This is a genomic window from Streptosporangium sp. NPDC004379, assembly GCF_042873875.1.
GTDB lineage: Bacteria > Actinomycetota > Actinomycetes > Streptosporangiales > Streptosporangiaceae > Streptosporangium.
The window spans coordinates 136,169-149,039 of the sequence record NZ_JBIAMC010000017.1 but is presented as its reverse complement, the minus strand read 5'-3'; the positions used below and the strand labels follow the sequence as shown (position 1 = coordinate 149,039).

The window sequence follows — 12,871 nt, the reverse complement described above, 5'->3', positions numbered from 1 at the left end:
GATGGCTCGTCGCGCTCTCACCGCCGCCCTGGCCGGCGCCTTCCTCGGCGCGGCCGCGGCCCGCGCCGCGTACGCGGCCTTCACCCGCAGGCCACCGGTCGGCGACGCCGACACCTGGAGCCGCGTCAACCATCGGGGTGAGCCCATCACGCTGCTGGAGGGCCCGGCGTTCGTCGCGGGCGCCGGCGTCGCCGCCGCGGCGGTCCCCGGCCTGCCCGCCCGGGTCCGCACGGCCGCGCTGCTGGCCGCGGTCGGCGCCGGCGGGCTGGGCGCCTACGACGACCTGTACGGCGTGACGGCCTCCAAGGGGTTCCGGGGCCACCTGGGCGCGCTGGCCAAGGGCGAGGTCACCAGCGGCGCGGTGAAGATAGCCGGAATCGGTCTGACCGGGCTGGCCGCGGCCGCGCTGACCGTGTCCGCGTCGGCCGCGAGCCGGCCCGCCGACGCGGTGATCGACGGCATGCTGGTCGCCGGCGCCGCCAACCTGGCCAACCTGTTCGACCTGCGTCCGGGCCGTGCGGTCAAGGTCGGTCTGCTCACCGGCGCGCCGCTGCTCGCCGCGGGCCTGCGCCGTGGCGACCCGGTGGCCGCGGCCCTGGCCGCGCTGCCACTCGGCGCATCGGCCGCCCTGCTGCCCGAGGACCTGGGCGAGCGGGCGATGCTGGGCGACGCCGGGGCCAACGCGCTGGGCGCGCTGCTCGGCCTGGCGGCTTCCGTCACCCTGGGGCGTCCCGCCCGCCTGGCCGCCCTCGGCACCGTGGCGGCGCTGACCGCCGTCTCGGAGAAGGTCAGCTTCACCAAGGTCATCGCCGGCAACCCGGTGCTCAACCGCATCGACATGCTCGGCCGCCGTCCCCCGGAGCAGGCGCCCGCCGGCTGATGGGGAGGAAGATCGGGCAGGGGGTCGCGGGCGCGGCGCTCCTCATCGGGATCGTCACCATGGCCGCCCGGATCGTCGGATTCGGCCGGTACTGGGTCCAGTCGCACACCGTCGCCAACTCCTGCCTGAGCACCGCCTACAACACCGCCAACTACGTCCCCAACATCGTCTTCGAGCTGGTGGCGGGTGGCGCGCTGGCCGGGATGGTGGTCCCGGTGCTGGCCTCGGCCGCCTCCCGATCCGGCGACGACCCCGGGGCACGGGCGGAGGCCGGGCGGATCACCTCCGCGCTGCTCACCTGGACGATGCTGGTCCTGGTGCCGCTGACCCTCCTCATCGCCGTCCTGGCCGGGCCGATCGTCTCGCTGCTGAGCGGCGACGCCAGGGAGTGCGACCTGTCGCAGGTCGTCGCCGCCGGGACGGACATGCTCGTCGTCTTCGCCCCCCGCATGATCTTCTTCGGGCTCGCCGTGGTCCTGTACGGCGCGCTGCAGGCCCACCGGCGGTTCATGGGTCCCGCCCTGGCGCCGCTGGTCTCCAGCCTGGTCGTGGTCGTCTCCCTCGTGGTGTTCGAGGCGGTGAACGGCGGCGCCGCCGACGACCTGTCGCGCCTGACCCCGGCGGGGAGCCTGACGCTGTCCGTGGGCGCGACCGTCGCGGCCGCGGCGATGGTGCTGACCGTGCTCGGCCCGGCGGCGCGGCTCGGACTGCGGCTGCGGCCCTCGCTGTCGTTCCCGCCCGGGGTGGCGGCCCACGCCCGGCGCCTGGCGGTCGCGAACCTGGCCGTGCTGGTGGCCCAGCAGGTCACGCTGACGGTCGTGGTCCGGCTGGCCAACCACTTCGGCGGGGCGGGCGTGGTGGGCGTCTACACCTACGCCTGGGCGCTGTTCCAGCTGCCCTTCGCGGTGTTCGTGGTGCCGGTGGCCACCAGTTCCTTCCCGCTGCTGTCCACCCGGGCGGCCGACGGCGACCGCGCCGGGTTCGACGACCTCGCGGCCTCCACCACACGGGTGGTGCTGCTGGTGACGGGCCTGTCGGCCGGGGTGATGGCGGCGGTCGCCACACCTGTGGCGCGGCTCTTCGTGGCGGGCACCGAGGGCGGCGACCCCCCGGCGATGGCCCGCGCGGTCGCGTTCTTCGCGCTCGGCCTGGTGGGCTACGGCCTGATGTTCCACCTCGCCCGGGTGCTGTACGCACGCGGCGAGGGCAGGGCGGCGGCGCTCGCCTCGGTCGCCGGGTGGGCGGTCGCACTGGTCGCGCAGGTCGTGCTGGCCCGTGCCGCGTCCGGCCCCCCGCAGGTGGTGGGGCAGCTGGCGCTGGGCGGCACCGCCGGGATGACGGCCGGCGGGGCGCTGCTGGCGCTGGCCGTACGTCGGGGCGCGGGTGCCGGGGCGCTGGCCGGGACGGGGCGGGCGCTACTCGCCGCGGTGCTCGGCGGGGCCGCCGCCTACGGCGCCGGACTGGTCGTCGCGGACGCCCTGACGGGCACGTCCACGTGGACGAGCGTGATCGCCGGAACGGTGGCCGCCCTGGCGGGTGCGACGGCGTTCGCGGTCGTGGCCGCGGTGGTCGACGGGCCGGACGCCCGGGCGCTGCTGGGCAGGTTCGGCGGGATCGTCGGCCTGGGCAGGCTCACCGGGGCCGGGGGCTCCGGCGGGGACGGCGGGGAGGCGGGGATGTCCGCCACGGGAGGGAGACGCTCCGATGACTGAGACGGCGCGGACGGTGTCGCGGGGGAAGGACGTCTCCGGTGGCCGGAACGGTGCGGACGGCGTCGCGGAAGAGGGGCGTTCCGATGGCTGAGCCGGTGCGGGTGGCGTTCGTGCTGGGGACCAGCGCGGGCGGGGTCGGACGGCACGTCGCGATGCTGGCCGGCGGTCTGGTGGAGCGGGGGGCGCGGGTGGTCGTGGCGGGCCCTGCGGCCACCGAGGAGAGCTTCGGGTTCGGCCGCCTCGGTGCGCGGTTCACGCCCGTGCCGATCTCTGACCGGCCCCGCCCCCGGGACGACCTCCGGGCACTGAGCCGGCTGCGGACGCTGCGCGGCGCCGGCGTCGTGCACGCCCACGGGCTGCGCGCCGGGGCGCTGGCCGCGCTCGCGCTGGCCGGGACCGGAACGCCGCTGGTGGTGACGCTGCACAACGCCGCCACCGCGGGCGGCGCGGTCGGTGCGGTCCACGCCGCCCTGGCGCGGATCGTGGCACGCCGGGCCGACCGCGTCCTGGTGGTCTCCGCCGACCTGGGAGAGCGGATGCGCCGGCTCGGTGCGCGGCACGTGACGGCCGCGGTGGTCCCGGCGCCCCCGCTGTCCCCGTCCGGGCTCCCGCCCGCCCGGGTGCGGGCGGAACTCGGCGTGGGCGAGCGCCCGATCCTGCTGACCGTCGCCAGGCTGGCCCAGCAGAAGGGGCTGGAGACGCTGCTCGACGTCGCCGCAGCCTTCGCTGCCGGCGCGGGGGAGGGACGAGGACCGGAGCGCCCGGCCGCGGGGGAGGAGTGGAGACCGGAGCACCCGGTCACCGGAGAGGAACAGGGGCCGGAGCCCTCGGCCGCCGGGGAGGAGCGGGGGCCGGTGTTCCTGGTCGCCGGGGAGGGCCCGTTGCGCGGGCCGCTGCGGGAGCGGATCGAGCGTGAGGGGCTGCCGGTGCGGCTGCTGGGCGATCGCGGCGACGTCGCCGACCTGCTCGCCGTGGCCAGGGCCCTGCTGGTGCCGAGCCGGTGGGAGGGCCAGCCGCTCACCGTCCAGGAGGCGCTGCGGGCCGGGGTTCCCGTCGTGGCCACCGCCGTGGGCGGCCTGCCGGACATGGTGGGGGAGGCCGGGCTGCTGGTGCCGTACGGCGACGCCGGCGCGATGCGCGAGGCGGTGGCCCGGGTGCTGGCCGACGACGGGCTCACCCGGGACCTGGGCCGGGCGGCCGCTCTGCGGGGACGCGCGCTGCCCGGACGCCGGGAGGCGGTGGAGGCCGCGCTGGCGGTTTACCGGGCGCTGTCCGGGGGAGGCGGAGGGGCGGAACAACCGACCACGCCTGATCGTTGAATTAGGCGGTTCCAAGCCACCCACCTATACTGGCTTGGTTAGGGGGGGAGTATCCCTTCGCGGCAGTCTCGTCATCACGGTGTCGCCCCGCCCCACGGGGCCCCCGGGGCTGTCGGTCCGCGTCTCGTCGCGGGCGGGAGAGACCTCCGGCAGTCAGTCATGCGCGCCGCCGGAGGTTACCAACCGTGATCGTTCCTGTCTGGGCCTGGATCGCCGTCATCGGTGGTCTCCTCGTGGTCCTCGCCCTCGATCTGTGGATCGTCGACCGGGGCGAACCCCGCGAGTTCTCCATGAAGCAGGCGGGGGCGTGGGTCAGCTTCTACGTCGCGCTCGCGGTCGTCTTCGCCGTCGTGCTGTGGATCACCGCCGGGGCGACCCCCGCGGCGCAGTTCATCGCCGGCTATCTCACCGAGTACAGCCTGAGCGTCGACAACCTGTTCATCTTCTACATCATCATGACCCGCTTCGCGGTGCCCAAGATCCACCAGCACAAGGTGCTGCTGGTCGGCATCCTGATGGCACTGGTCATGCGAGGCGTCTTCATCGCCGTGGGCGCCGCCGCGCTGGCGAGCTTCAGCTGGCTGTTCTACGTCTTCGGCCTCTTCCTCCTCTACACCGCCGTGCAGCTCATCCGCCAGCACGGCCAGGACGAGGACGAGCTCAAGGAGAACGCGGTCCTGCGCTGGGCCCGCCGGGCACTGCCGCACACCGACGACTACGTGGGCTCCCGGGTCTTCGTCAAGGTCGACGGCAGGCGCATGGTCACCCCGATGCTGATCGTGATGATCGCCATCGGCACCACCGACCTGCTGTTCGCGCTCGACTCGATCCCGGCGATCTTCGGTCTCACCACCGACGCCTTCATCGTCTTCACCGCCAACGTGTTCGCCCTGATGGGCCTGCGGCAGCTCTACTTCCTGCTGGGCGGGCTGCTGCAGCGGCTCGTCTACATCAGCTACGGTCTGGCGTTCATCCTTGCTTTCATCGGGGTTAAGCTGATTCTCGAGGCGCTGCACTCCAGCGGCGTCTCCTGGGCACCGGAGGTGCCGATCTGGCTCTCGCTGGCGGTCATCGCCGTCACCATGACGGCCACCACCGTCGCCAGCCTGGTGAAAATCCGCCGCGACGAGAGCAAGAGCAAGGAAGTGACCACCCCCGCGGGTGCCGAACAGGGCTAGCGGATCGGCACCTAAGGCGGTTTTCTTGTCTGGTTCCGCCGTATAAGGGTTGTCAGATGGGTAGCATCCTGCCTCAAGCAGGTAGACATACCGGTCTAATACCCCAATACATCACAAAAGGTTCCCCGTGTCCCACGATTCAGCAAGCCCTCAGCCCGGCCGGATCAGACTGGCTCGTGGCGTCTCCCCGTGGCTTCTCCCGACCGTGACCGCCGCCGCCGCGACCTCGCTGCTCAGCCGCCGCGACCGGCGCTGGGCGCTGGCGGCCCTCCCGCTGACCGCGCTCACCGGCGGGATGCTCTGGTTCTTCCGCGACCCCGACCGCGTGCCGGGCGCGGCGCGCGTCCTGTCCCCGGCGGACGGCGTGGTGCAGAGCATCGACCCGTGGCCCGACGGCCGCACGCGGGTGGCCATCTTCATGAGCCCGCTCAACGTGCACGTCAACCGCGCGCCGCTGGCCGGCACGGTCACCTCCGTCGAGCACGTCCCCGGCGGGTTCCTGCCCGCCTTCAACAAGGACAGCGACTCCAACGAGCGCGTCGTGTGGCACCTGGACACCGAACTCGGCGACATCGAGCTGGTCCAGATCGCCGGCGCCGTCGCCCGGCGCATCGTGCCCTACCTGGCGGCGGGCGCCAAGGTCAGGCGGGGCGAGCGGATCGGCCTCATCCGGCTGGGTTCACGGGTGGACGTCTACCTGCCCGAGGGGATCGCCCCCGCCGTGTCGGTCGGACAGAAGACCGTCGCGGGGGTGACCGGTCTTGACCACGGCTGACGCCGGCTGGCCGCTCGACGAGACGGACGACGAGCCACGCGGCCCCGTCGGCAAGGCGTTCCGTCTCTCGGCGGCCGACTCCCTGTCGCTCGGCAACGCGCTGTGCGGCTTCCTGGCCGTGTGCGTGCTGGCCTGGTCGGCCATCCGCGCGCTGCAGGAGGGCAAACCCTTCGAGGCCGACCCCCGTTTCTTCGGCACCGCCGTCGTGCTGCTGCTGATCGGCGCCACCTGCGACCTGTTCGACGGCCTGGTGGCCCGCAAGTTCCGAGCCTCGGCCATGGGCGCGGAGCTGGACAACCTCGCCGACGTGATCAGTTTCGGTTTCGCCCCGGCGTTCATGGTCGTCATCTGGGCGGGTTTCAACCCCAGCACGCCGTTCCCGCTGGTGATGGTGGTCGCGGCGTCGGTGCTGCTGGCCGGTGTCATCCGGCTCGCCCGGTTCGCCTGCGTCAAGACCAAGAGCGGCGACTTCATGGGCCTGCCCATCCCCATGGGCGCGATGACGGTGGTGTCGATCGTCCTTCTGTTCCCGCCGTCGAAGCTGACGGTGGTGCCCATCCTGGGCGTGGCCTACCTCATGGTCAGCCGGATCGAGTACCCCAAGCCCAAGGGCAACCTGGCGGCCGTCGTGCTGGCCTGGATGATGATCAACGTCGCCTGCCTGACCATATGGGCCGCCGGGCTGTCGGGGGGCGACTCGCTGATCAAGGTCGGGGCCGGCATGCAGATCGCCATCGTGGCGGCCATCCCGCTGCGCGTGCTGATGTTCAAGCGGGCCAAGCGCAAGGAGCGCCGCGAGGCCGAGCACGTCGGCTGACGGCCGGGCGCACGGCTCCCGAGGGCTTCCGCCGGGCGGGGCCGTACGCCCGCCCGGCCGATCACGGACGGCGCGCTACCCACGCGGCCGCTCATGGACGTGCGTGCGCCGGCCCCGCGCAGGACCGGCGCCGGCCGTACGGCCGCGCGGATCCGGGCGCGGGCCGTACGGGACGCCGGGCGCGAGGGCTCACCCGCCCTCGTGGTCCCGTCGCGGGCTCACCAGCCGCGGGCCCGCCACTGCGGCAGGGACGGGCGCTCGGCGCCCAGCGTGGTGTCCCTGCCGTGGCCCGGATAGACCCAGGTGTCGTCGGGCAGCCGGTCGAAGATCCGCTCCGACACGTCCCTGAAGAGCTGCTCGAACCGCTTCGGATCCTTGTCGGTGTTGCCGACGCCGCCGGGGAACAGCGAGTCGCCGGTGAACAGGTGCCCGGGATAGTACAGCGCGATCGAGCCGGGGGTGTGACCGCTCAGGTGGATCACCTCCAGGGACACCACGCCGACGGTCACGCCGTCGCCGTGCTCCACCTCCTGGTCCACCGGCACCGGCAGCTCGGGCGCGTCGAGCGGGTGGGCGACCACCGCCGCGCCCGTCACCCCGGCGACCCGCTCCAGCGCCTGCCAGTGGTCGGCATGCCGGTGGGTGGTCACGATCTTGCTGATCGGCCGGTCGCCGATGAGCGCCAGCAGCCGGTCGGCGTCCGCCGCGGCGTCGATGAGCACGCCGTCGCCGGTCTCGTTGCAGCGGACCAGATAGGCGTTGTTGTCGTACGGCCCGACGGCCAGCTTGGAGATCGTCAGGGCGCTCAGCTCGCGGACGTCGGCGGGACCGCCGACCCGCACGTCACCGGTATAGGTCATCGGTTGCCTCCAGGGTGGGAGCCGGTCCTTCGGGACCGGGGAACATCAGGAAACGCCGGGGAACACGGTGCGCTTCCACACCTCGGGATCCGTCTTTCAGGAGGGGGTCGTCGACGGGTACTCCTCGGGCGGGGCGGCGGGCAGGTTCGGGGGCGCGGTCAGGGTCAGCCAGGGCGGCGGCGCGGGCAGCGGCCCGGCGTCCGCCGAGGCGGGCCTGTTGCCCGCGGTCCCCTCCGGCATCACCCTGAGGCCCGTTCCCGGGGCGCGCCCGGTCAACCATCCCAGCAGGCTCCAGGCGTCGCCCTGGACGACCGGCCCCGAGCCCAGCCCCCGCCAGACCTGCCGGTGCTTGTCGCCCTCCTTGACCTCCTCCACCACGATCTCGCTGACCGTGCCGCGACCGTGCGGCCACGACACCATCGCGTCGTACAGCTCCCGGCGGACGAACGCCTCCGGCCAGTCGGCGCACCGGTATCCGGCGCCCAGGTCCACGTGGTGGATCTCGACCTCCCGCAGCCGGCGGACGAGGACGTACCAGGCGGGATGGGCGGGCCCGCGCATCCCGCCGACCGTCGCCCGCCACCCGTCGGAGGGCATGGCCAGCACCGCCTCCGCCAGCCGCGCGGCGCTGTCCTCCAGGTCGGCCAGCTGCTCCTTGACGGGCCGCGCCGCCCCCGCCAGGATCCCGGCCTCACGCGCCCCGGCGTCGGGGTACTGCGGCGTCTCGACTCCGGTCCTGGCCCAGGACAGCAGGTTGACGTGGCTGTCGGCGTTGCGCGATATGTGGGCGAGCACGTGCCCCCTGCTCCAGCCGGGCAGGCGGGAGGGCTCCGGGACGTCGTCGTCGGACAGCCCGGCGACGGTGGAGAGCAGCCGCCCCATGGAGCCGTCCAGCTCGGCCAGCAGCGTGTCTATGACGTTCATGCCCCAACTCCATCACCTGGGCGGGCCGCCGGGCCAGGGTATGGACGACCGTGTCTTCCCGGTCGTCCATCGGGCGGCCGTACGGCCCGCGGGAAGGCCGTAACCTTGAAGCGGACGGGAAACCTCATCCCCCGCACGACGCTCCGCGAAATTGTCGGACCCCGTCGCTAGTCTTCCCGCGACCGCTTCTGAAACCTTCCACATCGACGTCGGGACTGCTGTGGCTGACCGCCTCATCGTGCGTGGCGCACGTGAACACAACCTCAAGGACGTCTCGCTGGACCTGCCGCGAGACTCTCTGATCGTCTTCACCGGACTGTCCGGCTCGGGCAAGTCCAGCCTGGCCTTCGACACCATCTTCGCCGAGGGCCAGCGTCGCTATGTCGAATCGCTGTCGGCCTACGCCCGCCAGTTCCTCGGGCAGATGGACAAGCCCGACGTCGACTTCATCGAGGGCCTGTCGCCCGCGGTGTCGATCGACCAGAAGTCGACGAGCCGCAACCCCCGCTCGACGGTCGGCACGATCACCGAGGTCTACGACTACCTGCGGCTGCTGTGGGCGCGGGTGGGCAAGCCGCACTGCCCGAGCTGCGGGCGTCCCATCGCCAGACAGAGCCCCGAGCAGATCGTCGACCGGGTGATGGAGCTGCCCGAGGGCACCCGCTTCCAGGTGCTGGCCCCGGTCGTCCGCGGCCGCAAGGGCGAGTACGCCGAGCTGTTCAGCCAGCTCCAGACCAAGGGCTTCGCCCGCGCCAGGGTCGACGGCACGGTCGTCCGGCTGGACGAGCCGCCGACGCTGAAGAAGCAGGAGAAGCACGACATCGAGGTGATCGTCGACCGGCTCGCGGTGAAGGAGGGCTCACGCAGCCGCCTCACCGGCTCGGTCGAGACGGCCCTGCAGCTGTCGGGCGGCACCATCACGCTGGAGTTCGTCGACCTCCCCGAGGACGACCCGAACCGCGAGCGCTTCTACTCCGAGCACCTCTACTGCCCCTACGACGATCTGTCGTTCGAGGAGCTGGAGCCCCGCTCGTTCTCCTTCAACTCGCCCTTCGGCGCCTGCCCGGAGTGCACCGGCCTCGGGGTGCGGATGGAGGTCGACCCCGACCTCGTCGTGCCCGACCCGGAGAGGACCCTGGCCGAGGGCGCGATCTCGCCCTGGGCCGGCGGGCACACCAGCGACTACTTCGTCCGCCTGGTGGAGGCGCTCGGCCTGGCTATGGGCTTCAAGCTCGACACCCCCTGGGAGCGCCTCCCGCGCAAGGCGCAGAAGGCCCTGCTGAACGGCTACGACGAGCAGGTCCACGTCCGCTACCGCAACCGCTACGGCCGCGAGCGTTCCTACTACACCACCTTCGAAGGCGCGATCCCCTGGGTGCAGCGCCGCCACGCCGAAGCCGAGAGCGACGGCATGCGGGAGAAGTTCGAAGGCTACATGCGGGAGATCCCCTGCCCCGCGTGCAAGGGCGCCCGGCTCAAGCCCGTCTCGCTGGCCGTCACGGTGAACGACCGCTCGATCGCCGAGGTGTCGGCGATGTCGATCGCCGACTGCGCGGCGTTCCTGGCCCGCCTGGAGCTGTCCGAGCGCGACATGCACATCGCCGAGCGGGTGGTCAAGGAGATCAACGCCCGGATGGGCTTCCTGCTCGACGTGGGCCTGGACTACCTCACCATGGACCGCGCGGCCGGCACTCTGGCCGGCGGCGAGGCCCAGCGCATCCGCCTGGCCACCCAGATCGGCTCCGGCCTGGTCGGCGTCCTGTACGTGCTGGACGAGCCGTCCATCGGGCTGCACCAGCGCGACAACCAGCGGCTGCTGGAGACCCTGATCCGGCTCCGGGACATGGGAAACACCCTCATCGTGGTCGAGCACGACGAGGACACCATCGCCGCGGCCGACTGGGTGGTGGACATCGGCCCCGGCGCCGGCGAGCACGGCGGCCAGGTCGTCGTCTCCGGCACGGTGCCGGAGCTGCTGGCCAGCGAGGAGTCGCTGACCGGCGCCTACCTGTCCGGCCGCAAGGCCATCACGGTCCCGGCGGCGCGCCGCAAGCGCGACAGGAAGCGCCAGCTCACCGTCAAGGGGGCCCGCGAGCACAACCTCAAGGGCGTGGACGTGGAGTTCCCGCTGGGCGTGTTCACCGCCGTCACCGGCGTCTCCGGCTCGGGCAAGTCGACGATGGTCAACGACATCCTCTACAACGCCCTGGCCAAGGAGCTCAACGGCGCGCGCACCGTCCCCGGCCGCCACTCGCGGATCAACGGGATGGACCTCGTCGACAAGGTGGTCCACGTCGACCAGTCGCCCATCGGCCGCACCCCGCGCTCCAACCCGGCGACCTACACCGGCGTCTTCGACAAGGTGCGCGACCTGTTCGCGCAGACCACCGAGGCGAAGGTCCGGGGATACCAGAAGGGCCGGTTCAGCTTCAACGTCAAGGGCGGCCGCTGCGAGGCGTGCTCGGGCGACGGCACGATCAAGATCGAGATGAACTTCCTGCCGGACGTCTACGTGCCGTGCGAGGTCTGCCACGGCGCGCGGTACAACCGGGAGACCCTGGAGGTCCACTACAAGGGCAAGACCATCTCCGAGGTGCTCGACATGCCCATCGAGGAGGCGCTGGAGTTCTTCGACTCCATCCCCTCGATCAAGCGGTACCTCAAGACGCTCAACGACGTCGGCCTGGGCTACGTCCGGCTCGGACAGCCGGCCACGACCCTGTCCGGAGGCGAGGCGCAGCGCGTGAAGCTCGCCTCGGAGCTGCAGCGCCGCTCCACCGGCCGGACGGTCTACGTGCTGGACGAGCCGACCACCGGCCTGCACTTCGAGGACATCCGGCGGCTGCTGGGCGTGCTCGGCAAGCTCGTCGACGGCGGCAACACGGTCATCGTCATCGAGCACAACCTCGACGTCATCAAGACCGCCGACTGGGTGATCGACATGGGACCCGAGGGCGGTTCGCGGGGCGGCACCGTGGTGGCCACCGGCACACCCGAGGAGGTCGCGCTGGTGGAGGACAGCCACACCGGCCGCTTCCTGCGGAAGATCCTCGGCGCCTGAGGCCGGATGCGGGACCGGACCCCGGCATCAATAGCCTTTTGGTGCGGGGGTCCGGTCCCGGCGCGGCCCGCGTGCGCGGGCCGGCGGTCGTGACCGGCGGCACAGGCCGGCCCCCGGCGGACCACCCCCGGCGGACCACCCCCGACGGGCCGCCCCGGTACGGTCCGCGGCCTCCGGTACGGGGAAGACGAGGAAGGGCCTCAGATGAGCAGCAGTGAAGGTTCCGCCATGCCCACGCGCAGGCACGTCATCGGTGCCACGGCGGTGGCGGCCTGCGGGGCGGCGCTCGCCGGATGCGCCTCGGGGGATCCCGGCCCGGCGATCGTGCCGCCCGGCGTCAAGGGCAAGGTGGTCGCGCAGACCTCCGACGTCCCCGTGGGTGGCGGCCTCGTCATCTCCAAGTGGAAGGTCCTGATCACCCAGCCCTCCTCCGGGGTGTTCAAGGCGTTCAGCGCGAGCTGCCCGCACCGGGGCTGCGCGGTCGGCGGCGTCGCGGACGGCGTCATCAGGTGCCCCTGCCACGGCAGCGAGTTCGCCGCCGACTCCGGCAAGCTCCTCCAGGGCCCGGCGGAGGCCCCGCTCGCGGAGTTCCCGCTGAAGGTCGAGGGCGGCGGCATCGTCCTCGTCTGATCCGCGGTGCGCCGGGCGACCGGTCGTGGCGTCCCCCTCCCGCACCGCCGGGGCCCGGCGGCCCCCGGCCCGTCGCCGCGCCGGTGCGGAGCGCGGCAGAAGTTGAAGCTTCACAGATTTTTGACGCCGGGTACGGCATGCTGATCCGCATCGGGGAGTTCGCACCCGACGACGATCTGGGGAGAGTGACGATGACGGACGCGACACGCCGCGCAATGCTGCTGGGAGCCGGGGGCGCCGGGGTGGCGGCGGTGCTGACCGCCTGCGGCGGGGACGGCGGGCAGACGACCGCCGAGGTCGGGGAGCCGTCGGCGGCCGGGTCGGCCGACGCCGACACGCAGCAGGGCCAGGGGACCCTGGCCAAGACGGCCGACATCCCGGTGGGCGGCGGCACCGTCTTCGAGGACCGCAAGGTCGTGGTCACCCAGCCCGCGGCGGGGGAGTTCAAGGCGTTCAGCTCCGTCTGCACCCACAAGGGATGTCAGGTGCAGAGCGTCTCCGACGGCACGATCAACTGCCCGTGCCACGGCAGCAGGTTCGCCATCGCCGACGGGTCCGTGAAGCAGGGCCCGGCCACGAAGCCCCTTGAGGCCAAGGAGGTGAAGGTCGAGGGCGACTCGATCGTCCTCACCTGAGCCCCCGGGGCCTCCTTCGGGGCTCCCGGGCCCGGCCCGGGAGCCCCGGTCCGGGGAGGGCTCGCGGGAAGGAAACCTGT

Annotated in this window: 11 protein-coding genes; 9 read left to right on the top strand and 2 right to left on the bottom strand. The window is 72.7% G+C overall.

What is annotated here, in order from left to right; genetic code table 11:
- Position 1: 1 nt before the first annotated feature.
- The 6 genes from ACFYSC_RS30135 to pssA all read left to right on the top strand — a co-directional run bounded on the left by ACFYSC_RS30135 (position 2) and on the right by pssA (position 6,681).
- Positions 2 to 880: a hypothetical protein gene (locus ACFYSC_RS30135; RefSeq protein WP_389968387.1), complete on the top strand. Its 879-nt coding sequence runs from the start codon at positions 2 to 4 to the stop codon at positions 878 to 880.
- Positions 880 to 2,592, top strand: a complete 1,713-nt coding sequence (gene murJ, locus ACFYSC_RS30130) for a murein biosynthesis integral membrane protein MurJ (protein ID WP_389968385.1) — start codon at positions 880 to 882, stop codon at positions 2,590 to 2,592. The genes ACFYSC_RS30135 and murJ overlap by 1 nt, the downstream gene beginning before the upstream one ends.
- A gap of 83 nt (positions 2,593 to 2,675) precedes the next feature.
- On the top strand, positions 2,676 to 3,911 hold the full coding sequence (locus ACFYSC_RS30125) for a glycosyltransferase family 4 protein (protein WP_389968383.1): 1,236 nt from the start codon (positions 2,676 to 2,678) through the stop codon (positions 3,909 to 3,911).
- Positions 3,912 to 4,096: 185 nt separating this feature from the next.
- Complete coding sequence (locus ACFYSC_RS30120; protein ID WP_389968381.1) at positions 4,097 to 5,089, top strand: TerC family protein; 993 nt, start codon at positions 4,097 to 4,099, stop codon at positions 5,087 to 5,089.
- A 127-nt stretch (positions 5,090 to 5,216) separates the two neighbouring features.
- Positions 5,217 to 5,864: a phosphatidylserine decarboxylase gene (locus ACFYSC_RS30115; RefSeq protein ID WP_389968380.1), complete on the top strand. Its 648-nt coding sequence runs from the start codon at positions 5,217 to 5,219 to the stop codon at positions 5,862 to 5,864.
- Complete coding sequence (gene pssA, locus ACFYSC_RS30110) at positions 5,851 to 6,681, top strand: CDP-diacylglycerol--serine O-phosphatidyltransferase (protein ID WP_362944206.1); 831 nt, start codon at positions 5,851 to 5,853, stop codon at positions 6,679 to 6,681. Before ACFYSC_RS30115 ends, pssA begins: the two co-directional genes overlap by 14 nt.
- 218 nt (positions 6,682 to 6,899) lie before the next feature.
- Here pssA and ACFYSC_RS30105 read toward each other — a convergent pair whose 3' ends face one another.
- Both ACFYSC_RS30105 and ACFYSC_RS30100 read right to left on the bottom strand, forming a co-directional pair.
- On the bottom strand, positions 6,900 to 7,541 hold the full coding sequence (locus ACFYSC_RS30105; RefSeq protein ID WP_362944204.1) for an MBL fold metallo-hydrolase: 642 nt from the start codon (positions 7,539 to 7,541) through the stop codon (positions 6,900 to 6,902).
- A gap of 96 nt (positions 7,542 to 7,637) precedes the next feature.
- Positions 7,638 to 8,465 (bottom strand): maleylpyruvate isomerase family mycothiol-dependent enzyme, encoded by an 828-nt coding sequence (locus ACFYSC_RS30100; RefSeq protein WP_362944202.1) that lies wholly within the window; start codon positions 8,463 to 8,465, stop codon positions 7,638 to 7,640.
- Between the two features lie 220 nt (positions 8,466 to 8,685).
- On the opposite strand from ACFYSC_RS30100, the gene uvrA reads away from it, so the two are divergent.
- The 3 genes from uvrA (at position 8,686) to ACFYSC_RS30085 (ending at position 12,791) form a co-directional block, all read left to right on the top strand.
- The gene (gene uvrA, locus ACFYSC_RS30095) at positions 8,686 to 11,526 is read left to right on the top strand and encodes an excinuclease ABC subunit UvrA (RefSeq protein ID WP_389968377.1); all 2,841 of its coding nucleotides are present in this window, start codon (positions 8,686 to 8,688) and stop codon (positions 11,524 to 11,526) included.
- A 204-nt stretch (positions 11,527 to 11,730) separates the two neighbouring features.
- Positions 11,731 to 12,156, top strand: a complete 426-nt coding sequence (locus ACFYSC_RS30090) for a Rieske (2Fe-2S) protein (protein WP_389968375.1) — start codon at positions 11,731 to 11,733, stop codon at positions 12,154 to 12,156.
- Between the two features lie 191 nt (positions 12,157 to 12,347).
- Positions 12,348 to 12,791, top strand: coding sequence for a Rieske (2Fe-2S) protein (locus ACFYSC_RS30085; protein WP_389968373.1), 444 nt, complete (start codon positions 12,348 to 12,350; stop codon positions 12,789 to 12,791).
- Positions 12,792 to 12,871: the final 80 nt, after the last annotated feature.

Excerpts from the sequence above, each read along its gene's own strand:
- ACFYSC_RS30135 (WP_389968387.1), top strand. The coding sequence starts at position 2 with ATGGCTCGTCGCGCTCTCACCGCCGCCCTGGCCGGCGCCTTCCTCGGC.
- murJ (WP_389968385.1), top strand. The coding sequence starts at position 880 with ATGGGGAGGAAGATCGGGCAGGGGGTCGCGGGCGCGGCGCTCCTCATC.
- ACFYSC_RS30125 (WP_389968383.1), top strand. The coding sequence starts at position 2,676 with ATGGCTGAGCCGGTGCGGGTGGCGTTCGTGCTGGGGACCAGCGCGGGC.
- ACFYSC_RS30105 (WP_362944204.1), bottom strand. The coding sequence starts at position 7,541 with ATGACCTATACCGGTGACGTGCGGGTCGGCGGTCCCGCCGACGTCCGC.
- ACFYSC_RS30100 (WP_362944202.1), bottom strand. The coding sequence starts at position 8,465 with ATGAACGTCATAGACACGCTGCTGGCCGAGCTGGACGGCTCCATGGGG.
- ACFYSC_RS30090 (WP_389968375.1), top strand. The coding sequence starts at position 11,731 with ATGAGCAGCAGTGAAGGTTCCGCCATGCCCACGCGCAGGCACGTCATC.
- ACFYSC_RS30085 (WP_389968373.1), top strand. The coding sequence starts at position 12,348 with ATGACGGACGCGACACGCCGCGCAATGCTGCTGGGAGCCGGGGGCGCC.